This is a genomic window from Bradyrhizobium sp. HKCCYLRH3099 (assembly GCF_051167855.1).
Lineage (GTDB): Bacteria > Pseudomonadota > Alphaproteobacteria > Rhizobiales > Xanthobacteraceae > Bradyrhizobium.
Genome location: NZ_JBNPTW010000002.1, coordinates 228,970 through 248,453 on the forward strand (window position 1 = coordinate 228,970; position 19,484 = coordinate 248,453).

Annotated in this window: 21 protein-coding genes and 1 other RNA gene; 12 read left to right on the forward strand and 10 right to left on the reverse strand. The window is 65.7% G+C overall.

What is annotated here, in order from left to right; genetic code table 11:
- The 7 genes from feoB to ssrA all read right to left on the reverse strand — a co-directional run bounded on the left by feoB (nt 1) and on the right by ssrA (nt 5,637).
- Entirely contained in the window at nt 1–1,878 is a 1,878-nt protein-coding gene (feoB, locus tag ACQR1Y_RS06285) for a ferrous iron transporter B (RefSeq protein ID WP_434860711.1), read from the reverse strand.
- Nucleotides 1,879–1,896: 18 nt separating this feature from the next.
- Entirely contained in the window at nt 1,897–2,172 is a 276-nt protein-coding gene (locus ACQR1Y_RS06290; protein ID WP_434860712.1) for a FeoA family protein, read from the reverse strand.
- A gap of 107 nt (nt 2,173–2,279) precedes the next feature.
- A complete protein-coding gene (locus ACQR1Y_RS06295; RefSeq protein WP_434860713.1) occupies nt 2,280–2,567 on the reverse strand; it encodes a ribbon-helix-helix domain-containing protein in 288 nt (95 codons plus the stop codon).
- Nucleotides 2,567–2,752: a DUF4169 family protein gene (locus tag ACQR1Y_RS06300; RefSeq protein ID WP_035648592.1), complete on the reverse strand. Its 186-nt coding sequence runs from the start codon at nt 2,750–2,752 to the stop codon at nt 2,567–2,569. The genes ACQR1Y_RS06295 and ACQR1Y_RS06300 overlap by 1 nt, the downstream gene beginning before the upstream one ends.
- Nucleotides 2,753–2,988: 236 nt before the next feature.
- Nucleotides 2,989–4,401, reverse strand: a complete 1,413-nt coding sequence (gene fumC / locus ACQR1Y_RS06305) for a class II fumarate hydratase (protein WP_434876601.1) — start codon at nt 4,399–4,401, stop codon at nt 2,989–2,991.
- Nucleotides 4,402–4,496: 95 nt separating this feature from the next.
- Nucleotides 4,497–5,027 (reverse strand): SspB family protein, encoded by a 531-nt coding sequence (locus tag ACQR1Y_RS06310; protein WP_434876600.1) that lies wholly within the window; start codon nt 5,025–5,027, stop codon nt 4,497–4,499.
- 254 nt (nt 5,028–5,281) lie between these two features.
- Nucleotides 5,282–5,637: a transfer-messenger RNA gene (ssrA, locus tag ACQR1Y_RS06315) on the reverse strand.
- Nucleotides 5,638–5,731: 94 nt separating this feature from the next.
- Between ssrA and ACQR1Y_RS06320 the strand changes: the two genes are divergently transcribed.
- The 12 genes from ACQR1Y_RS06320 to ACQR1Y_RS06375 all read left to right on the forward strand — a co-directional run bounded on the left by ACQR1Y_RS06320 (nt 5,732) and on the right by ACQR1Y_RS06375 (nt 16,718).
- Nucleotides 5,732–6,325, forward strand: coding sequence for a chromate transporter (locus tag ACQR1Y_RS06320; protein WP_434876677.1), 594 nt, complete (start codon nt 5,732–5,734; stop codon nt 6,323–6,325).
- The gene (locus ACQR1Y_RS06325; RefSeq protein WP_434860718.1) at nt 6,322–6,855 is read left to right on the forward strand and encodes a chromate transporter; all 534 of its coding nucleotides are present in this window, start codon (nt 6,322–6,324) and stop codon (nt 6,853–6,855) included. The genes ACQR1Y_RS06320 and ACQR1Y_RS06325 overlap by 4 nt, the downstream gene beginning before the upstream one ends.
- Nucleotides 6,856–6,957: 102 nt before the next feature.
- Nucleotides 6,958–7,737: a tripartite tricarboxylate transporter TctB family protein gene (locus tag ACQR1Y_RS06330; RefSeq protein WP_434876599.1), complete on the forward strand. Its 780-nt coding sequence runs from the start codon at nt 6,958–6,960 to the stop codon at nt 7,735–7,737.
- 7 nt (nt 7,738–7,744) lie between these two features.
- Nucleotides 7,745–9,259, forward strand: a complete 1,515-nt coding sequence (locus ACQR1Y_RS06335) for a tripartite tricarboxylate transporter permease (RefSeq protein WP_434876598.1) — start codon at nt 7,745–7,747, stop codon at nt 9,257–9,259.
- 113 nt (nt 9,260–9,372) lie between these two features.
- Nucleotides 9,373–10,368, forward strand: coding sequence for a tripartite tricarboxylate transporter substrate-binding protein (locus tag ACQR1Y_RS06340; protein ID WP_434876597.1), 996 nt, complete (start codon nt 9,373–9,375; stop codon nt 10,366–10,368).
- 179 nt (nt 10,369–10,547) lie between these two features.
- Nucleotides 10,548–11,342 carry a thymidylate synthase gene (locus ACQR1Y_RS06345; protein ID WP_434860722.1) on the forward strand — a complete coding sequence of 265 codons (795 nt, stop codon included), beginning with the start codon at nt 10,548–10,550 and terminating at the stop codon, nt 11,340–11,342.
- A gap of 3 nt (nt 11,343–11,345) precedes the next feature.
- Nucleotides 11,346–11,831 carry a GNAT family N-acetyltransferase gene (locus tag ACQR1Y_RS06350; protein ID WP_434876596.1) on the forward strand — a complete coding sequence of 162 codons (486 nt, stop codon included), beginning with the start codon at nt 11,346–11,348 and terminating at the stop codon, nt 11,829–11,831.
- Nucleotides 11,828–12,340, forward strand: a complete 513-nt coding sequence (locus tag ACQR1Y_RS06355) for a dihydrofolate reductase (RefSeq protein ID WP_434860724.1) — start codon at nt 11,828–11,830, stop codon at nt 12,338–12,340. The genes ACQR1Y_RS06350 and ACQR1Y_RS06355 overlap by 4 nt, the downstream gene beginning before the upstream one ends.
- Nucleotides 12,341–12,591: 251 nt before the next feature.
- A complete protein-coding gene (hflK, locus tag ACQR1Y_RS06360) occupies nt 12,592–13,719 on the forward strand; it encodes an FtsH protease activity modulator HflK (RefSeq protein WP_434860725.1) in 1,128 nt (375 codons plus the stop codon).
- The gene (gene hflC / locus ACQR1Y_RS06365) at nt 13,716–14,660 is read left to right on the forward strand and encodes a protease modulator HflC (RefSeq protein ID WP_434860726.1); all 945 of its coding nucleotides are present in this window, start codon (nt 13,716–13,718) and stop codon (nt 14,658–14,660) included. Before hflK ends, hflC begins: the two co-directional genes overlap by 4 nt.
- A gap of 109 nt (nt 14,661–14,769) precedes the next feature.
- Nucleotides 14,770–14,976 carry a DUF2065 domain-containing protein gene (locus tag ACQR1Y_RS06370; RefSeq protein ID WP_006615035.1) on the forward strand — a complete coding sequence of 69 codons (207 nt, stop codon included), beginning with the start codon at nt 14,770–14,772 and terminating at the stop codon, nt 14,974–14,976.
- Nucleotides 14,977–15,212: 236 nt separating this feature from the next.
- Nucleotides 15,213–16,718, forward strand: a complete 1,506-nt coding sequence (locus ACQR1Y_RS06375) for a Do family serine endopeptidase (protein WP_434876595.1) — start codon at nt 15,213–15,215, stop codon at nt 16,716–16,718.
- 359 nt (nt 16,719–17,077) lie between these two features.
- On the opposite strand, the gene ACQR1Y_RS06380 is transcribed toward ACQR1Y_RS06375, so the two are convergent.
- The 3 genes from ACQR1Y_RS06380 to ACQR1Y_RS06390 form a co-directional block, all read right to left on the reverse strand.
- Nucleotides 17,078–17,455: a hypothetical protein gene (locus ACQR1Y_RS06380; RefSeq protein ID WP_434876594.1), complete on the reverse strand. Its 378-nt coding sequence runs from the start codon at nt 17,453–17,455 to the stop codon at nt 17,078–17,080.
- A 169-nt stretch (nt 17,456–17,624) separates the two neighbouring features.
- Nucleotides 17,625–18,338: an arsenical resistance protein ArsH gene (gene arsH, locus ACQR1Y_RS06385; protein WP_434876593.1), complete on the reverse strand. Its 714-nt coding sequence runs from the start codon at nt 18,336–18,338 to the stop codon at nt 17,625–17,627.
- Nucleotides 18,339–18,609: 271 nt separating this feature from the next.
- On the reverse strand, nt 18,610–18,891 hold the full coding sequence (locus ACQR1Y_RS06390) for a hypothetical protein (protein ID WP_434876592.1): 282 nt from the start codon (nt 18,889–18,891) through the stop codon (nt 18,610–18,612).
- Between the last annotated feature and the right edge of the window lie 593 nt (nt 18,892–19,484).

Below are 19,484 nucleotides of genomic sequence, written 5' to 3' on the forward strand. Positions count from 1 at the left end.
TCAGCCCGCGCCCATCGCCACGGCGATGTGATAGGTCGCGAACGCCGCCGCATAAGCGAGGGCGAACATGTAGAAGAACGTCACGGCCATCCAGCGCCAGCTGCCGGTCTCGCGCCGGATCACCGCAAGCGTCGAGGCGCATTGCGGAGCGAAGATGTACCAGGCGAGCAGCGCCAGCGCCGTTGCGAGGCTCCATTTGGTCGCGAGCACCTGGCCGATCTGCTCGGCCGCTTCCTTGCCGCCTTCGATCGCATAGACGGTGCCGAGCGCGGCGACGGCGACCTCGCGGGCGGCCATGCCGGGCACCAGCGCCACCGCGATCTGCCAGTTGAAGCCGACCGGCGTGAGCAGGGGAGCGAGCGCCTGGCCGATCATTGCCGCGAGGCTGTAATTGATCGAGGGCTCGGTCGCGCCCTCCGGCGGCTGCGGGAACGAGGCCAGGAACCAGATCAGCACCATCATCGCGAAGATCGTGGTGCCGGCGCGCTGCAGGAACATCTTGGCGCGGGTGTAGATGCCGATCGCGATGCCGCGCAGCCGCGGCAGCTTGTAGTCCGGCAGCTCCAGCATGAACGGCGCCGGCTGGTAGTCGCGCATCATGAAGAACTTGACCAGGAACGACACCAGCAGCGCGCTGATGATGCCCGCCGCATACAGCCCGAACATCACGAGCCCCTGCAGATTGAACAGACCCCAGACCTTGGTCGGCGGGATGAAGGCCGAGATGATCAGCGTATAGACCGGGATCCGCGCCGAGCAGGTCATCAGCGGCGCGATCAGGATGGTGGTGAGACGGTCGCGGCGGTTGTCGATCACGCGCGTCGCCATGATGCCGGGGATGGCGCAGGCGAAGCTCGACAGCAGCGGGATGAAGGCGCGGCCGTGCAGGCCGGCGCCACCCATGATGCGATCCATCAGGAACGCGGCGCGCGCCATGTAGCCGAAATCTTCCAGCAGCAGGATGAACAGGAAGATGATGATGATCTGCGGCAGGAAGACGATGACGCTGCCGACACCGGAGATCACGCCGTTCTGCAGGAAGCTCTGCAGCAGGCCTTCCGGCAACTGGTCATGGACGAGCCCGCCGAGCGCGTCGAACGCCGCAGACAGAAGCTGCATCAACGGCTGCGCCCAGGCGAACACGGCCTGGAACATGATGAAGAGGATCGCGAACAGGATGAACAGGCCGCCGACCGGATGCAGCGCGACCGCGTCGATGCGGCCGGTCCAGGTGTCCGGGCGCTCCGGCAGGCTGACGGTGGAGGCGATGATGCGGTCGGCCTCGCGCTGGGTGGCGCGCAGCTCCGGCACGGTCAGGGGCCGCCAGGTGTTCGCGCGCTCCGTGCTGGCGGCCGCCGCCTGGGACAGCAGCTTGTCGGTGAGCTGCAGAAGGTCGTCGGTGCCGCCCTTGCGGACCGCGATCGAGGTCACGACCGGGACGCCCAGCGCCTGCGACAGAGCGGCCACGTCGACCGTGACGCCGCGCCGCTTGGCGATGTCGAACATGTTGAGCACGAGCGCCAGGGGGCGGCCCGTGCTCTTGAGCTCGAGCAGCAGGCGGATCGTCAACCGCAGGTTGGTGGAATCGGCGACGCACAAGACCAGGTCGGGCAGAACCTCGCCCGTGGCGCGTCCCAGCACGAAATCCCGGGTGATTTCCTCGTCAGGGCTGCGACCGCGCAGCGAATAGGTGCCGGGCAGGTCGACCAGCGAGACCTGACGGCCCTGCGGCGTCACGAAGGCGCCCTCTTTGCGCTCAACCGTGACCCCGGGATAGTTCGCGACCTTCTGACGGCTTCCCGTCAGCGCGTTGAATAGGGAGGTCTTGCCGCTGTTGGGTGTCCCCACCAGGGCCAGATGCAGCAGAGGGCTTTCCATGACGACGCTTTCCGCGGCCTATGCCACGATGACGGCCATGGCCTCGCGCCGGCGGACCGCGACGGTGATGTTGTCGACACGGACGGCAATTGGGTCGCGCCCGACGATCCCCTCATGAAGGATCTCGACTCGAGCGCCCTCGACGAAGCCGAGCTCGATCAGCCGGCTTTCCAACTCGGTGTCCGGCAGCGACGACTTGGCGCCACCGGCAGCAAGATGCTGGATGGTTCCGGTATAGCCACGCCGGGCCAGACCGAGCGGCAGAGGCGGCCGTGTATCGCAGATTTCGCTCATAGCCTGTATTTTCAATCGCGTGCCAAGAGGTCAAGCGCGGCATGCACAATGCCGCCGCTTCTTAGAGCGATTTTAAACAGACTGAGCCGACCGGCCTCTGATCTGCCTCAAGGAGCGGCTGCGGAGGCCGTGTGCCGGCTGTCCACGCTGCCCTTCGGCTCGATGCCCGACGAAGCCGCGGCGCGGCTCTTGAAGTGGTCGAGCACGAACAGGCGGATCGCCGACGACAGGTTGCCCTGCTGGCGATTGTTGTCGATCTCTCCGACCAGCTCGGACAGGGTCATGTTACGGAGACCCGAAATCTCCTTCATGCCGTTCCAGAAGGCCTCTTCGAGGCTGACGCTGGTCTTGTGACCTGCGACCACGATAGAACGTTTTACGACGGGCGACTTCATCACGCGTCCTCGCCATTGATACGATGTTGATCGAGTAATTCGTTCGCGCGCTTGTCGCGTTGGGCGTCAGTTGCGCGTTCGGACTTCGTCCTGCCGAAGCGAGCGCGGTTGCTTTCGGCGACCTTCGCTGCCTGATCGCGCTCGACGCGCTTTCTGAATCGCTTCAGGTTGATGACGTCCCCCATGCTTGCTCCAATCATTTATGGCATCGAATATCGCGAGGAGAGCATGCGCCCTGCGCAGATGAGCCTGCGCGTTCTCCAGACAATCACGTTATCGCCCCCTGATAGTTCGATAGCCATTCGCATCGTTGCGAGCTGGTTGTGTACTCACCAAACGCAGCAGAACTTGTAGTCGAGACTATCCTTTAGGGGTTAACAGCGAGAATTGCATCACCCCCCGTAGTACTACGGGACTACCGTCAAGATCGTCCGGGGCGCGTCATCTGCTCTGGCTGCACGAGGCGGTCAAATTCATCTGCGGAAACGAAGCCGAGTCGCGTCGCTTCTTCCTTCAAAGTCGTGCCGCGCTGATGCGCCGTCTTCGCCACTTTGGCGGCGTTGTCGTAGCCGATCTTCGGCGCCAGCGCCGTGACCAGCATCAAAGAGCGCTCCATAAGCTCGCGAATCCGCGTTTCGTCGGCTTGAATGCCGATCACGCAATGTTCGCGGAATGAACGTGCGGCGTCACCTAGTAATTGTATGGACTGCATCATGCAATGTGAGAGCAATGGTTTGTAGACGTTCAATTCGAAATGGCCCTGGCTTCCGGCCATGGTGATGGCCGTGTGATTCCCGAACACCTGACAGCACACCATGGTCAGCGCTTCGCACTGAGTCGGGTTCACCTTTCCGGGCATGATCGAGGAGCCGGGCTCGTTTTCGGGGAGAATCAGTTCGCCCAGCCCCGAGCGCGGGCCGGACCCGAGAAAGCGGATGTCGTTCGCGATCTTGAACAGGCCGGCGGCGGCCGCGTTGAGCGCTCCATGCGCGAACACATAGGCGTCGTTGGATGCCAGCGCCTCGAACTTGTTGGCCGCGGAGGTGAACGGCAGGCCGGTGATGGCAGCGACATGCCTCGCGAACAGGGCGGCGAATTTCGGATCGGCATTGAGGCCGGTGCCGACAGCCGTGCCGCCCTGGGCCAGCGGCAAGAGGTCGCGCGCCGCAATCTCGATCCTGGCGATGGCGCTCTCGACCTGGGCGGCGTAGCCAGAGAATTCCTGACCGAGCGTCAGCGGCGTGGCATCCTGCGTATGGGTGCGGCCGATCTTGACAATGCCTGCGAACGCCTCCTGCTTGGCGCGCAGGCTCGCCAGCAGCTCCGACAGGGCCGGCACGAGATGTCCCGCGATCGCACGGGCGGCCGCGATGTGCATGGCGGTGGGAAAGCAGTCGTTGGACGACTGGCTCATGTTGACGTGATCATTCGGATGCACGGGCTTCTTGGTCCCGCGCTCGCCGCCCATGAGCTCGCTGGCGCGATTGGCGATCACTTCGTTGAGGTTCATGTTGCTCTGGGTGCCGGAGCCGGTCTGCCAGACAACGAGCGGAAAATGATCGTCGAGCTTGCCGTCGATGATCTCCTGCGCCGCCTGGACGATGGCCTCGGCCATGCGCGGCTTGAGCAGGCCGAGCTCCTGGTTGGTCTTGGCTGCCGCCATCTTGACCAGCGCCAGCGCGCGCACGACGCCCATCGGCATGCGGTCGTGACCGATCCGGAAGTTCTGGCGGCTGCGCTCGGTCTGCGCGCCCCAATAACGGTCGGCGGCGACCTCGATCGGACCGAAGCTGTCGGTCTCGGTGCGCGTCGGTGAATTAGCTGAATGTGCCATGAAGCATGCCCATGATTGGTCACGAACCGGCGCTGGCCGGTTCAAGCATGCTCAATCTAGTGATCCGCCCGCCGTTCCGCGCGCGGCGAATCCGCCTATTTCTTGCGGAAGCGGTCCAGCCGGACGACCTCGGCGCCTTCGCCTGGCGCAGCCGGCGGCTGCGGCGTGTCGTCGGTGGGCTCGGCTGCGGGCGCGGGCAGCGGCGCAACGACCGCCGACGGGGCAGGTGCCGCGGGCAGCTTCGGCGCGGCCGGCGTCTCCGCGATGGCTTCCGACGGCTCGAACTGCAGTCCGAACTGCACCGACGGATCGAAGAAGCTCTTGATGGCGTGGAACGGCACGACCAGCCGCTCCGGAATGCCGCCGAACGACAGGCCGACCTCGAACCGATCCTCGGTGACGACGAGATCCCAGAACTGGTGTTGCAGGATGATCGTCATCTCCTCAGGGTATTGCGCCAGCAGCCGTGGCGAGATCTTCACGCCCTCGGCCTTGGAGACGAAGGTGATGAAGAAATGATGCTCGCCGGGAAGCCCGTGGGCTGCGGCATCGCTCAACACCCGGCGCAGCACCCCGCGCAGCGCGTCGCGTGCCAGCACATCGTATCGAATATGATCCGTCGCCATGATCGGTCCTGTATCGTGATCGGCCGCGCCCGAATGGTCCGATCGCCGCGCCTCTCCGGCAGCGGCATCCGCGACTCGTACCCGGCCAATCGTACCCCGCATTGGTGCCGAGGTCAGCAGCCCATGCGAATCCGCAGCCAGATATGGGAACGCCTAGAAGCTGGCGGAAGTCCGGTCAACGCAGGAATGGACGGCACGGTTGCCAAAAACCTGGGGACAGCGTCGCCGGGGCAGGGAGGCCGAAGAAAAATGAAAGTGGAGGCTTCTGTTGCCAGGTGCCTCCGAACCCCGCCTAACGGAGCTTAACCCGTTAGGACTTTAAGGTGGTCTTTCAAACTGCGTTACGCAGCCTGAGCAACCGGAGCAAAGTTGTCGTTGGCAACTATTGCAGTAGCCCGATAACGGCGGAACAATACCGGGAAAAAGCTCGCCCTTTACGCCCTCGTCGATCCTATTTCGCCCCCGCCGAAACCCGTCGAATGGACGGGCTTTGGTGGAGGCGCCGGGTACCGCCCCCGGGTCCGAATGGTTTATTTCGACGGCGATTTATTTCCATAGCCGGCAAGCCGGCACGCCCAATATAGGCTGCCTGCTGCCCGCTGCACAGGGTCGAAAAGGCGCAGCCCGCGACAAAAATGTGGGTCGTTGCGGGGAACCTTTCGATCACGCTTGGCAGCCCCAAATTTGTGCCTCTAGATGGCCGGATGCCCTCCGATCCCGCGGTCTCCGTCTCGCCTGCCGACACACTCACAGAGCCGCCCAGTCTTCGTACCCTGTTCTTCGCATTCGCAAAAATGTCGCTGTCGGGATTCGGCGGCGTGCTGGTGTTTGCGCGGCGAGCGATCGTCGACGAGCACCGCTGGATGACGGCCGAGGAATTCAACGAGACCTTCGCGCTCTGCCATTTCATGCCGGGGCCGAACATCGTCAATCTCGCCATGGTGTTCGGCGCGCGGCTGCGCGGCATCGCCGGCGGGATCACCGCCTTCGCCGGCCTGCTGCTGCCGCCGATGCTGCTGATCACCTGTCTGGCGGCGGTGTATGATCATTTCGAGCACGCGGACGTCCTGCGACGGGGACTCGCCGGCGTGTCCTGCGCGGCGGTCGGTCTGCTGGCGTCGGTGGTGTTTCGCATGCTGTTGCCGCTCCTGAAGAAGCGCGACCTGCTGGGGCTTGCGGTGATGGCCGCCGTTTTCGTCGCCATCGGAGTGACGCGGTTACCGCTCCAGGAGGTGCTGCTGGTCGCGGTGCCGCTCAGCATCCTCGTCACCTTTGCCAAGGCGCGATGGGTGCGATGAGCGGCGACGACAATCCGCTGGCCCAGCTGTTCTGGACCTTCGCGCTGATCTCGCTGTTTGCCGTCGGCGGCGCAGTGGCCGCGATTCCGGAGTTGCACCGCGTTGCCGTCGACGTCCGTCACTGGATGACGGACAAGCAGTTCGCCGATGTGTTCGCGCTGTCGCAATTGTCGCCGGGGCCGAACGTCCTGATCGTCGCGTTGATCGGCTATTCGGTCGCAGGCGTGGCGGGTGCCGCGGTCGCGACCATCGCGATGTGCGGCCCGACTGCCGTGCTGTCCTATCTCGTCAGCCGCTGGCTCGGGAACGCGCGTGACGCGCGCTGGCCTGCGATGCTCCAGGCCGCGCTCGTACCGCTGTCGATCGGCCTGATGGCGGCGAGCACTTGGATCCTGGCGCAGGCCTCCGACGACAATTGGCGGGCCGTGGCGCTGACGATCGCCGCCGCCGTGGTGGCATCTTCGACACGACTCAATCCGCTCTGGCTGTTGGCTGCGGGCGGCTGCCTTGGTTTTGCTGGCCTTCTCTAGGGAAAGTCGCTAGGCAACATGAAGATGTCCGGCGGGGACTGATCCGGACCGCTGCGCGAGAACAATGACGGCCGCCAAGGCCGATCGGGGAGGACGAGGGACATGGCCGATACGACGGGCCAGCTGTCGGGCGGGGCGGCGACGGTGCCATCCGCGCGCAGCACGACTGGCGCATTGATCATTCTGGTCCTCGCCTTCGCTCCGCAAATCATCGAGATGCTGATCGGGTTCGCCGGCTTCTTTCTGCCGGTCTCCGGCCGTGGTCCGATCCAGGCGCTGACGGCCCACGCCACGGCGCTGGCCGCCGCGCTCCCAAGCCTGGCGCAGCAATATGCCGCAGGCGGAAAGACCTCGCTCGGCTCCGACAATCTGCTGGCCCTCATCTACACCTATCCGCTGCTCGCGGTGGCGCTGTTCACCCTCCTGGTCCGTCCGCGCGCGCCGCAGGACTATTTCGGCGGCGTCGTGCTGATGGCGATCGCGCTGTTCGCGCTGTGGGCCTCGAGCGACCTTCAGGGCATGCGCGGCTTTTCGTTCGGGGCGGGCACCGCGCCGCGCATGTTCGGACTGCTGCTGCTCGCCCTGGGGGCGGCGGTGGCCGCGATCGGCGCCTTGACGCCGGGCCCGCAGCTCGCGGCCTATCACTGGCGCGGACCGCTGTTCGTGTCGCTGGCGATCCTGACCTTCGCCGTCTCCATCCGTCCGCTCGGCCTTCTCATCACCGGGCTCGCGAGCTTCCTGATCGCGGCAATCGGCAGTCCGGAGACGCGCTGGCGCGAAGCGCTGATCGTCGGCGTTTGCCTGACCGCTGGCTGCGCGTTGCTGTTCCCGTACGTGCTCGGGCTCGCCATGCCGCTGTGGCCGCGTTTCCTGCTGCAGTGAGGGCGTGATGGACCTGTTTGCAAATCTCGCCCATGGCTTCGGCGTTGCGCTTACGCCGATCAATCTCCTGATGTGCCTGATCGGTGCGCTGGTCGGCACGCTCGTCGGCGTCCTGCCGGGCATCGGCACCATCGCCACCGTGGCGATGCTGCTGCCGATCACCTTCGGCCTGCAGCCGGTCGGCGCATTGATCATGCTGGCCGGCATCTATTACGGCGCCCAGTATGGCGGCTCCACCACCTCGATCCTGGTCAACATCCCCGGCGAGGCGACATCTGTCGTGACCGCGCTCGACGGCTTCCAGATGGCCAAGCAGGGCAGGGCGGGCCCGGCGCTGGCGATCGCGGCCATCGGTTCGTTCTTCGCCGGCTGCGTTGCGACCGTGCTGATCGCGATCCTCGGCGCGCCCTTGACCAAGCTCGCGCTGGCATTCGGCCCGGCCGAGTATTTCTCGCTGATGGTGCTCGGCCTGATCTTCGCAGTGGTACTTGCCAAGGGCTCGGTGCTGAAGGCGATCGCGATGATCGTGCTCGGCCTGCTGCTGTCGATGGTCGGTTCGGACATCGAGACTGGCGTGTCGCGCATGGCCTTCAACATTCCCGAGCTCGCCGACGGACTCGGCTTCGCCACCGTCGCGATGGGCGTGTTCGGCTTCGCCGAGATCATCCGCAACCTCGATGCCGGCGCGGAGATGGACCGCGACCTCGTGCAGAAGAAGATCACGGGCCTGATGCCGACGCGCAAGGATCTCAGCGATTCCACACCGGCGATCCTGCGCGGCACGGTGCTCGGCTCGATCCTCGGCATCCTGCCGGGCGGCGGCGCCGTGATCGCGTCCTTCGCGGCCTATACGCTCGAGAAGAAGCTGGCGAAGGATCCGTCCCGGTTCGGCCGCGGCGCCATCGAAGGTGTCGCGGCACCGGAGAGTGCCAACAACGCGGCGGCACAAACCTCCTTCATTCCGCTGCTGACGCTCGGCATCCCGCCGAATGCGGTGATGGCGCTGATGGTGGGCGCGATGACCATTCACGGCATCGTGCCGGGTCCGCAGGTGATGCAGAAGCAGCCTGATCTGGTCTGGGGCATGATCGCCTCGATGTGGATCGGCAATCTGATGCTGATCATCATCAATCTGCCCATGGTCGGCATCTGGGTGCGGCTGCTGCGCGTGCCGTACCGGCTGATGTTCCCCTCGATCGTGATCTTCTGTGCGATCGGCATCTACTCGGTGAACAATTCGCCGGTCGATGTGGTGCTGGCGGGCGCGTTCGGCCTGGTTGGCTACTGGCTGATCAAGCACGATTTCGAGCCGGCGCCGCTGCTGCTCGGCATGGTGCTGGGACCGCTGATGGAGGAGAATCTGCGGCGGGCGCTCCTGATCTCGCGCGGCGACTGGTCGGTGTTCCTGACGCGACCGCTGTCGGCGGTGCTGCTCGCGATCGCCGCGGGGCTCCTGGTGCTGGCGGTCTTGCCGACGCTTCGCCGCAAGCGCGACGAGGTGTTCGTCGAGAGCGAGGGCTGAGCCTGCGTCGGCACGCCGCAGGCGGAAGTCGAATCGACCTCGGACAAGGCGCTGTGATGTAGCTATCACCAGCGCAAGGCCCGCAGCACAGCGGGCGCCGAGGGAGGATTCTGATGAGCTGGTGCGGTCGTGCACTTTCGTTTGGTTGGCTGGCGGCCATCGCCGGCGTCGTTGTCGGGCTCGGTGTGTCGACGACATCAGCCAAGGCGCAGAACTATCCGGCGCGCAGCATCACGATGATCGTTCCGTTCGCGGCGGGCGGCCCGACCGACGTCATCGCGCGCATCGTCACCGCGCACATGGCGCAGACCCTGGGCCAAAGCATCATCATCGAAAACGTCGTCGGCGCCGGCGGCACCACCGCCACGACGCGCGCGGCGCGCGCCGCGAATGACGGCTACACGCTGATCACCGGCCATATGGGCACTCATGCCGCCGCGGTGCCGCTCTATCCCAAGCTCGCCTATCATCCGGAGAAGGATTTCGAGCCGGTGGCGCTGCTCGCGGGCACGCCGATCCTGATCCTGGCGCGCAAGGATTTCGCGCCAAAGGACACCAAGGAGTTCGTGGACTACATCAAGGCCAACAGCGAGAAGGTCAACGCCGCTCATGCCGGCGTCGGCTCGGTGTCGCATGTCTCGTGCGAACTCCTGAACTCGATCCTCGACGTCAAGCCGGTCGGCGTGCCCTTCAACGGCACGGGTCCGGCGATGAACGCGCTGGTCGCCGGTCAGGTCGACTACATGTGCGACCAGATCGTCAATGCCGTGCCGCAGATCAACGCCGGCACCATCAAGGCCTATGCGATCGCGACGCCGGAGCGCAATCCGGCGCTGCCGAACGTCCCGACCACCACGGAGGCGGGCTTACCGAAGTTCCAGGCCCAGGCCTGGAACGCGATCTTCGCGCCCAAGGGCACGCCGCCTGCGATCGTCGCCAAGCTCAACGCGGCCGCCGCCAAGGCCCTCGAGGACGAGGGCGTGCGCAAGCGCCTGCTCGAGCTCGGCAGCGTCATTCCGGCACCGGCGGATCGGACCCCGGAGGCGCTGGGGGCGCTGGTGAAGGGCGAAGTCGTCAAATGGAGCGCTGTGCTGAAGCCGGCGACCTAGCCTTCAGGCCGATGGCCAGGGCAGGGGGCGGGACCGCAGGGTTCCGCCCCTTGTCATTCGGGGCGCGGCGGCCGACATTTTTCAGGGTATAATCGGCGACCGGGCCGAGTCGAGGCTAGGGTCCGGCGATCCCCGCCGTTAAATTCGCCGCCTTCCGCGAAAGGCCGCCAGCGCGCACCATGCACCAGTATCACGACCTGCTCGAACGCATCCTGTCCGACGGCGCAGAGAAGCACGACCGCACCGGCACCGGCACCTATTCCGTGTTCGGCCACCAGATGCGCTTCAACCTCGCCGCCGGCTTCCCGCTGGTCACGACCAAGCGGTTGCCGCTGAAGGCGATCGTGCATGAGCTGCTGTGGTTCCTGAAGGGCGACACCAACATCAAATATCTGCACGACCACGGCGTCACGATCTGGGACGAGTGGGCCGACGCCAATGGCGATCTCGGTCCGGTCTATGGCTACCAATGGCGATCCTGGCCGACGCCGGACGGCGGGCATATCGACCAGATCAGCCATGTCATCGACATGATCAAGCGCAATCCGGATTCGCGCCGGCTGATCGTCACGGCGTGGAATCCGGCCGACGTCGAGAAGATGGCGCTGCCGCCGTGCCACTGCCTGTTCCAGTTCTACGTCGTCAACGGCAAGCTGTCGTGCCAGCTCTACCAGCGCTCGGCCGACGTCTTCCTCGGTGTGCCCTTCAACATCGCCTCCTATGCGTTGCTGACGATGATGGTGGCGCAGGTTACAGGATTGAAGCCGGGCGAGTTCGTGCACTCCTTCGGCGACGTGCATCTTTATTCCAACCACGTCGAGCAGGCGCGCCTGCAACTGACCCGGGCGCCCCGGCCGCTGCCGACCATGACACTCAATCCCGACGTGAAGGACATCTTCGCCTTCCGCTACGAGGATTTCGCGCTCGCCGGCTACGACCCGCATCCGCACATCAAGGCCGAGGTCGCGGTCTGACGCATGCCGCTGACAATCCGTCCTGCCCGGCCTGACGACATCGGCACCGTGCTCGCGCTGATCCGCGAACTCGCTGACTACGAGAAGCTCGCGCATGAGGTCGTGGCGACTGAGGCCGATATCGCCGGCGCGCTGTTCTGCGACCACCCGAAGCTGTTCTGCGATCTCGCGGAATGGAACGGCAGCGTCGCGGGCTTCGCGGTGTGGTTCGTCAATTTCTCGACCTTTGCCGGCAGGCCCGGCATCTATCTCGAAGACCTGTTCGTACGTCCGGTGTTCCGCTGCAACGGCATCGGCCAGGCGCTGCTCGGCCATCTCGCCAAGACCTGCGTGGAGCGCGATTACGCGCGGCTGCAATGGTCCGTGCTCGACTGGAACGCGCCGTCGATCACCTTCTACAAGTCGCTCGGCGCCGAGCTGATGGACGACTGGACCCTGTGCAAGGTGACGGGGGCGTCGCTGGCGCAGCTTGCGGAGAAGGCGCCGTGATCGAGATCGTGTTCGTCGTCGCCATGGCCGAGAACCGCGTGATCGGCGCTGATGGCGCGATCCCGTGGCGGCAGAAGAGCGACATGCGGCGCTTCAAGGCGATGACCATGGGCCGGCCGATCGTGATGGGGCGCAAGACCTTCTTGTCGTTCCCACGCCGGCCGCTGCCGGGCCGCACCAACATCGTCATCACCCGCGACACAGCGTTTCGCGCACCCGGCGCGATCGTGACCCACGGCATCAACGAAGCGCTCACCATCGCGCGGGGTGATGCGCTGCGGCGTTCAGCCGCGGAGATTGCGATCGTCGGCGGCGCCGAGATCTATGCGGCGACGATGCCGGTCGCCGACCGGCTGGAGATCACGGAGGTGCACGCGACCCCTCCGGGCGATACGCTGTTTCCGGTCATCGATCCCGCCCAATGGACCGAGGTGGCGCGGGAGCGTCATCCTTCGGGGCCCGACGATCAGGCCGAATTCTCCTATGTGACCTATCGCCGGATCCGCTGATCGTGCGAGGCTGCGGGGCGCTGCGGCTGCCGCATCAAGACCATCCGTTAATGATGACGTCGCGTTATCAGGTCGTATGGCGGTTTCGGGGGCGCGGCAAACGGGCGCTTCCGGCCCTGTTTACATTGACAAAACCCGGTTCGGGCTTAGCTGGAGCGCTACGTTGTAAGGGGCGGGCCCGTCCCTTATAACCCGGCCGCCGACGGGGGCCGGCGTTTGGGCAGTATCAGCCTCTCGGAGGAGATCGATCGATGGCGTGGAAGAATCAGGGCGGAGGCCCGTGGGGTCAGGGTCCCAAGGGGCCCTGGGGCTCGGGACCGCAACCGGTCGGTCCAAGGCCGCCCGACCTGGAAGATCTTCTGCGGCGCGGCCAGGATCGGCTGCAGCAGTTCGTGCCGGGCGGCGGCTTCGGCACCGCGGGCATCCTCCTGATCGTGCTCGGCGCGATCGTCATCTGGTTGGCCTCCGGCATCTACCGCGTACAGTCCGAGGAGCTCGGCGTCGTGCTGCGCTTCGGCAAGTATGTCCGCGATGAGCAGCCCGGCCTGCGTTATCACCTGCCTTACCCGATCGAGACCGTGCTGCTGCCCAAGGCGCTGCGCGTCAACTCGATCTCCATCGGCATCACCGCCGGTGATGACGGCCGGCGTGGCGGCCGCGGTGGTCGCGACGTGCCCGAGGAGAGCCTGATGCTGACCGGCGACGAGAACATCGTCGACGTCGACGTCACCGTGCTCTGGCGCATCAAGCCGAAGGGCGCCGCCGACTTCCTGTTCAACATCCAGAACCCGGAAGGCACCGTGAAGGCGGTGGCCGAGAGCGCGATGCGCGAGGTGATCGGCCGCTCCAACATCCAGCCGATCCTGACCGGCGCCCGTACCGTGATCGAGCAGAACGTGCAGGAGCTGATGCAGAAGACGCTCGATAATTACGGCTCGGGCATCCAGATCACCCAGGTGCAGATGCAGAAGGTCGATCCGCCGGCCCAGGTCATCGAGGCCTTCCGCGACGTCCAGGCGGCCCGCGCCGACCTCGAGCGTCTGCAGAACGAGGCCCAGACCTACGCCAACAAGGTCGTTCCCGATGCGCGCGGCCGCGCCGCGCAGATCCTGCAGGTCGCCGAAGGCTACAAGGAGCAGGCGATCGCCGAGGCCAAGGGCCAGAGCGCGCGCTTCCTGAAGGTCTATGACGAGTACAAGAAGGCTCCCGAAGTGACCCGTGAACGGATCTATCTCGAGACCATGGAGCGCGTGCTCGGCGGCTCGGAGAAGCTCGTGCTCGACAGCGGCGCCTCCGGCGGACCCGTGCCGCTGCTGCCGCTCGGCGATCTCGCGCCGCGCCGTCAGGCGCCGGCCGCTCAGCAGGGAGGCGTCCGATGAGGTCCCCCGTTGCAGGCATCGTCGCGCTGATCGCGGTGCTCGTTATCGTCGTCGTCGGCTACAGCTCGCTGTTCACCGTGGCCCAGACCGAGCAGGCGCTGGTGGTGCGGTTCGGCAAGCCGGTCGACGTCGTCACCCAGCCCGGCCTGAACTTCAAAGCGCCGTTCATCGACAACGTGATCTCGATCGACAAGCGCATCCTCGACCTCGAGAACCCCTCGCAGGAGGTGATCGCGTTCGACCAGAAGCGTCTCGTGGTTGACGCCTTCGCGCGCTACAAGATCAAGAACGCGTTGCAGTTCTACCAGAGTGTCGGCTCGATCCAGACCGCTAACGTCCAGCTCGGCACCTTGCTCAACGCGGCGCTGCGCCGCGTGCTCGGCGAGGTCACCTTCACGCAGGTCGTGCGCGACGAACGCGAGGGCCTGATGCGCAAGATCCGCGATCAGCTCGACAAGGAGGCCGACGCCTACGGCATCCAGGTGGTCGACGTCCGCATCCGGCGCGCGGACCTGCCTGAGGCCAACAGCCAGGCCGTCTACAAGCGCATGATGACCGAGCGGCAGCGCGAGGCCGAGGAGTTCCGCGCGCTCGGCGGCCAGAAGGCCCAGGAGATCCGGTCCAAGGCCGATCGCGAGGCGACTGTCATCGTCGCCGAGGCGAACTCGCAGGCCGAGCAGACCCGGGGCGCCGGCGACGCCGAGCGCAACCGGCTGTTTGCCGAGGCCTACGGCAAGGACCGCGACTTCTTCGCCTTCTACCGCTCGATGACGGCGTATGAGAACGGCCTGAAGTCTGGCGACACCCGCTTCCTGCTGCGGCCCGATTCGGAGTTCTTCCGCTACTTCTCCAACCCCACGGGGAAGTCGGGTGCGGAGACGCCATCGACCGCTGCCAGCAGCTCGACCGCGGCTGCTGCGGTGCCGGCTCCCAAGCCGTGATGGTCTTGGCTGCGGCCGATCCGGGCGAATAAGAGTTGACACGGACGGGGCGAAGCCGTTGCTTCGCCCCGCTTGATATCAAGAAGGTCGAATGGGAGGTCCGGGTCCGATGAGGTCCATTGCTTTTTCCGATTTCCTCATCGGATTGGGTATCCTGTTCGTGCTCGAAGGCCTGATGTTCGCGGCCAGTCCGGACTGGATGCGGCGGGCGATGAAGACGGCGATGGCCACGCCCGACAATGTGCTGCGCGCCGTCGGCATCGGCTCGGCGGTCGCGGGCCTCGTCCTGATCTGGGTGATCCGGCGGCCGATCTGAGCGGCCGAAGGGCGGCCGGTCCGCTCCCGTCCCCGGCAGACAGGAACGCCGGCCGGGCCCGGTCATTGCCGTTCGCCGCCCGGCCAACGCCATTGTGAGGCGATGGCTGCGCCATTTTGCCGTATTAGGTCGCCCTCAATGATGAATTCGGTGGTCCGATCCGGCGTGCTTGCGTCGTCGCCCGGTTCCGGCGCACTGTACCGTTGAATTCGCCGCTTTTTCTGGAGATCCGCCCGATGACCGCAACGCTTGCTTTCAGCCGTCGCCTGCGTCCCGTCCTGGCTGCGGCCGTCCTCGCCGCCGGCTGGGTGCTGGCGCCGATGCCGGCGTCGGCGCGCGGTCCGGAGGGGATCGCCGACGTCGCCGAGAAGGTGATCGACGCCGTCGTCAACATCTCGACCTCGCAGACCGTTGAGGCCAAGGGCGGTGGCTCCTCCGAGGGCCGCAACGCCAATCCGCAGGTGCCGCCGGGCTCGCCGTTCGAGGAGTTCTTCGACGACTTCTTCAAGAACCGCCGCGGCGGTCCGGGCGGGCGGGGTGGCGCCGACAACTCGCCGCGCCGCACCAACTCGCTCGGCTCCGGCTTCATCGTCGACGACTCGGGCGTGGTCGTCACCAACAACCACGTCATCGCCGATGCCGACGAGATCAACGTGATCCTCAACGACGGCACCAAGATCAAGGCCGAGCTGGTCGGCGTCGACAAGAAGACCGACCTTGCGGTGCTCAAGTTCAAGCCGCCGCGGCAGCTCACGGTCGTCAAGTTCGGCGACTCCGACAAGCTGCGGCTCGGCGACTGGGTGGTCGCGATCGGCAACCCGTTCAGCCTGGGCGGCACCGTCACCGCCGGCATCGTCTCGGCCAAGAACCGCGACATCTCGTCGGGGCCCTATGACAGCTACATCCAGACCGACGCCGCCATCAACCGCGGCAATTCCGGCGGTCCGCTGTTCAACCTCGATGGCGAAGTCATCGGCGTCAACACGCTGATCATCTCGCCGTCGGGCGGCTCGATCGGCATCGGCTTCGCCGTGCCGTCCAAGACGGTTGCCGGCGTCGTCGATCAGCTCCGCCAGTTCGGCGAGCTGCGCCGCGGCTGGCTCGGCGTGCGCATCCAGGGCGTCACCGATGAGATCGCCGAGAGCCTCAACATCAAGCCCGCCCGCGGCGCGCTGGTCGCCGGCGTCGACGACAAGGGCCCGGCCAAGCCGGCCGGCATCGAGCCCGGCGACGTTGTCGTCAAGTTCGACGGCCGCGACATCAAGGAGCCGAAGGACCTGTCGCGTATCGTCGCCGATACGGCTGTCGGCAAGGAGGTCGACGTCGTCGTGATCCGCAAGGGCCAGGAGCAGACGTTGAAGGTCAAGCTCGGCCGGCTCGAGGACAATGAGAAGGTGCAGCAGGCCGCGATCAAGAAGGACGAGCCGGCCGAGAAGCCGGTGACCCAGAAGGCGCTCGGGCTCGATCTCGCCGCGTTGTCGAAGGATTTGCGCACGCGCTACAAGATCAAGGACAGCGTCAAGGGCGTCGTCGTCACCGGCGTCGACCAGTCCTCCGATGCCGCCGAGAAGCGGCTGTCGGCCGGCGACGTCATCGTCGAGGTCGCGCAGGAGGCGGTGACCTCCGGCGCCGACATCAAGAAGCGCGTCGATCAGTTGAAGAAGGACGGCAAGAAGTCGGTCCTGCTGCTGGTGTCCAACGCCGACGGCGAGCTGCGGTTCGTGGCGCTGAGCTTGCAGTAAGGGCGCAGTCGTTCGTTCCGGACACGGCTGCGTAGGGTGGGCAAAGGCGCGCCCACGCTGCGCGCGTGATGCGCCGAGCCAGCTCGCGCCGTGCCCACCATTGCCGTCCGCGATCGCGGAGAGACGGTGGGCACGCGTCCGCCCCTTCGGGCGTCCGCTTTGCCCACCCTGCGGCGCTCAAACTCCGCTGTCGTCCCGGCCTTGAGCCGGGACCCATACCCCCAGGGAGCGGTTTGGGGCAGGCGGGTTATTGGCATTTTGCCCATCACATCCGCTGCGGCGTATGGGTCCCGGCTCAAGGCCGGCACGACGATTGAGGAAACATCCGATTCACATCTCAAACAGCGCAGGCGAAGTTATCAGTTGGACGACATGCGATCGCATTCTCGCGGCTGATATCGCCCGAGGTCTGCCATCGCTCGTCCCTCGCGAACATGCAGAGGGCGCAGGGAATGCCGGGTGACAGCCTCACCCATGGCCCGCCTGCGGAAAAAATGCAGGCGGCAGGTACCACAGGCAAAGCCGGAACACGCCGGCATTCCCTGCGCGATGGTCTTCACGCTTATACGCAGTCTCCCTGGTGCGCCGGGCTTGTTGGCCACCATGCCGCAACAATGCTTGCGCATTGCGCGGGGGGACACCAGCATCGGGGTGTCAGGACGCTGCGACTTCACGTCCGCAAGCGATCGTTCGTCCGCGCCTTCGTTGCCGAAGACGCTGCGATCTCTCGCGGCCATCGCATCCCACCTCGCGTGTCGTGACGATCGCGCGCAACGCCCCTCCGCAGTGAGGCGGGATGGGCGGATACAACCATGATTTCAGAAAAATAGCAAGCGAATTATCTTTATCGGAAATCGAGGGCGCGCTGCCGGAGGCGCGGCGGACTGGTCCCGCCGCATCCGGCGCTCACAGCGAGCGCTGATTGACCCGCTTCGACAGCTCCTCGGCGCCTTCCTTGCGCTCGGAATAGCGGTCGACCAGGTAGTCCGCGCGATCGCGCGTCAGCAGCGTGAACTTCACGAGCTCCTCCATGACGTCCACGACGCGATCGTAATAGGCCGAGGGCTTCATGCGGTCGTCGTCGTCGAACTCCGCGAACGCCTTCGGCACCGAGGACTGGTTGGGGATGGTGATCAGCCGCATCCAGCGCCCGAGCACGCGGAGCTGGTTCACCGCGTTGAACGACTGCGAGCCGCCGGAGACCTGCATCACCGCGAGCGTCTTGCCCTGCGTCGGCCTGGTGGCGCCGAGCGCGAGCGGAATCCAGTCGATCTGCGTCTTCATCACGCCGGTCATCGCACCATGCCGCTCCGGCGAGCACCACACCATGCCCTCGCTCCAGGTCACGAGTTCGCGCAACTCGTCGACTTTCGGATGGTCGGGCCAGGCGTCGTCGACCAGCGGCAGCCCGTGCGGATCGAAGCTCCGCGTCTCCGCGCCGAAGCGCGTCAGGATGCGCGCAGCCTCCTCGGTCAGCAGCCGGCTGAACGAGCGTTGCCGGAGCGATCCGTACAGCAGCAGGATGCGTGGTGGATGCGAGGAGGGCGTGACGTCGAGGAGCTTTGCGCGATCGATCGGGCTGAACGAGGCCTCGTCAAGCTGCGGCGTCTCATCGGTCAAGGCGGCTCTCCGGACGGATCTGGCACCAACGGGGTTGCGAGCGCCCTCGGGCCGGCACGACGGAGGCTCGATGAGAACGGCTCCTGGCAAGCATGGCGCCTGGATTCAGGTCGGTCAACGGAAGCAGGCAGATGGGGCTCAACTGAGGCGCCGGGCTGCATGGCGCTGCTGGACTCGTCGGGCGCCTGAAGAGGCGCGAAGCCAGAGGCGGCATCTCCTCGATGCCCGCGGAGCAGGTTCGAGGAGATGGCCGAGAGCGAAGGCCGCGCCTTTAGTTGCGCGCGTTGCCGATGGTGCTCGGCGCGAGCGCGGCGCTGCGGCGATGAGGCGTCAGTACGGCGAGCTGCAGCGGCGTGGCCGGCATGCCGGCACGGATGAGGTCGGCGACCGGAGCCTGCTCCTCGGCGGCCGAGGCGCCGATGACGGCAAGCTGATGCTGGGTGGCGGGAAGCGAGGCGGCTTCGAAGGTCGGACGCTCGTCGGCGAAGGCGGCACCGGCGGCGAGCGTCACCGCGACAAGAGCGCTGGTGGCGAAAGTTTTGGAGAAGGTCATCGAGCGGTCCTTTGGATACGAGGATCGATTGCGCATGCAATCGCGGTTCGTTTCCTTGGACGCTCCCTGAGACGTTTTCGCTTTTAGGTTATACGCGGGGTGTTTGACAATTCATTGATTTTTGATGGGGCTGGAACGGCAGCTCAGTACCGGTCTTCATGGGATCATCGAATGAGGTGATATGCGATCTGGAATGATGCCGCATGGCGTTGCGCGTGCGCAGGCTGGAATGAAATAAAACTCCGAAGGTTGACGCTGCAAACCATGCCGCGGCGGTCAACCGGCCGCATGCGATTCGTTTAGCGGCCCCCGATTTCGAGCGCTGGATGTGGCTCCGTCATTGCGAGCGCAGCGAAGCAATCCAGGGCTGCACAAGGACTCTGGATTGCTTCGCTGCGCTCGCAATGACGGTTTGGGCAAGCAGCTTGCGCCACTCTCCGCCGTCATCGTCCGCGACGGCGGACGATCCAGTACGCCGGGACGGTCGTGATCGACCCGAGGCGCCGCGGCGTGCTGGATGCCCGCTTGCGCGGGCATGACACTGAGTTTTTGCCGCACAAGCTTTGCCGTAGCCAGCATGAGCGCAGCGAGAT

What these genes read in the sequence shown, in the direction of transcription:
- feoB (WP_434860711.1), bottom strand. Translation starts at nt 1,878, where the DNA reads ATGGAAAGCCCTCTGCTGCATCTGGCCCTGGTGGGGACACCCAACAGC.
- ACQR1Y_RS06290 (WP_434860712.1), bottom strand. Translation starts at nt 2,172, where the DNA reads ATGAGCGAAATCTGCGATACACGGCCGCCTCTGCCGCTCGGTCTGGCC.
- ACQR1Y_RS06295 (WP_434860713.1), bottom strand. Translation starts at nt 2,567, where the DNA reads ATGAAGTCGCCCGTCGTAAAACGTTCTATCGTGGTCGCAGGTCACAAG.
- ACQR1Y_RS06300 (WP_035648592.1), bottom strand. Translation starts at nt 2,752, where the DNA reads ATGGGGGACGTCATCAACCTGAAGCGATTCAGAAAGCGCGTCGAGCGC.
- fumC (WP_434876601.1), bottom strand. Translation starts at nt 4,401, where the DNA reads ATGGCACATTCAGCTAATTCACCGACGCGCACCGAGACCGACAGCTTC.
- ACQR1Y_RS06310 (WP_434876600.1), bottom strand. Translation starts at nt 5,027, where the DNA reads ATGGCGACGGATCATATTCGATACGATGTGCTGGCACGCGACGCGCTG.
- ACQR1Y_RS06320 (WP_434876677.1), top strand. Translation starts at nt 5,732, where the DNA reads ATGCCCTCCGATCCCGCGGTCTCCGTCTCGCCTGCCGACACACTCACA.
- ACQR1Y_RS06325 (WP_434860718.1), top strand. Translation starts at nt 6,322, where the DNA reads ATGAGCGGCGACGACAATCCGCTGGCCCAGCTGTTCTGGACCTTCGCG.
- ACQR1Y_RS06330 (WP_434876599.1), top strand. Translation starts at nt 6,958, where the DNA reads ATGGCCGATACGACGGGCCAGCTGTCGGGCGGGGCGGCGACGGTGCCA.
- ACQR1Y_RS06335 (WP_434876598.1), top strand. Translation starts at nt 7,745, where the DNA reads ATGGACCTGTTTGCAAATCTCGCCCATGGCTTCGGCGTTGCGCTTACG.
- ACQR1Y_RS06340 (WP_434876597.1), top strand. Translation starts at nt 9,373, where the DNA reads ATGAGCTGGTGCGGTCGTGCACTTTCGTTTGGTTGGCTGGCGGCCATC.
- ACQR1Y_RS06345 (WP_434860722.1), top strand. Translation starts at nt 10,548, where the DNA reads ATGCACCAGTATCACGACCTGCTCGAACGCATCCTGTCCGACGGCGCA.
- ACQR1Y_RS06350 (WP_434876596.1), top strand. Translation starts at nt 11,346, where the DNA reads ATGCCGCTGACAATCCGTCCTGCCCGGCCTGACGACATCGGCACCGTG.
- hflK (WP_434860725.1), top strand. Translation starts at nt 12,592, where the DNA reads ATGGCGTGGAAGAATCAGGGCGGAGGCCCGTGGGGTCAGGGTCCCAAG.
- hflC (WP_434860726.1), top strand. Translation starts at nt 13,716, where the DNA reads ATGAGGTCCCCCGTTGCAGGCATCGTCGCGCTGATCGCGGTGCTCGTT.
- ACQR1Y_RS06370 (WP_006615035.1), top strand. Translation starts at nt 14,770, where the DNA reads ATGAGGTCCATTGCTTTTTCCGATTTCCTCATCGGATTGGGTATCCTG.
- ACQR1Y_RS06375 (WP_434876595.1), top strand. Translation starts at nt 15,213, where the DNA reads ATGACCGCAACGCTTGCTTTCAGCCGTCGCCTGCGTCCCGTCCTGGCT.
- ACQR1Y_RS06380 (WP_434876594.1), bottom strand. Translation starts at nt 17,455, where the DNA reads ATGGCCGCGAGAGATCGCAGCGTCTTCGGCAACGAAGGCGCGGACGAA.
- ACQR1Y_RS06390 (WP_434876592.1), bottom strand. Translation starts at nt 18,891, where the DNA reads ATGACCTTCTCCAAAACTTTCGCCACCAGCGCTCTTGTCGCGGTGACG.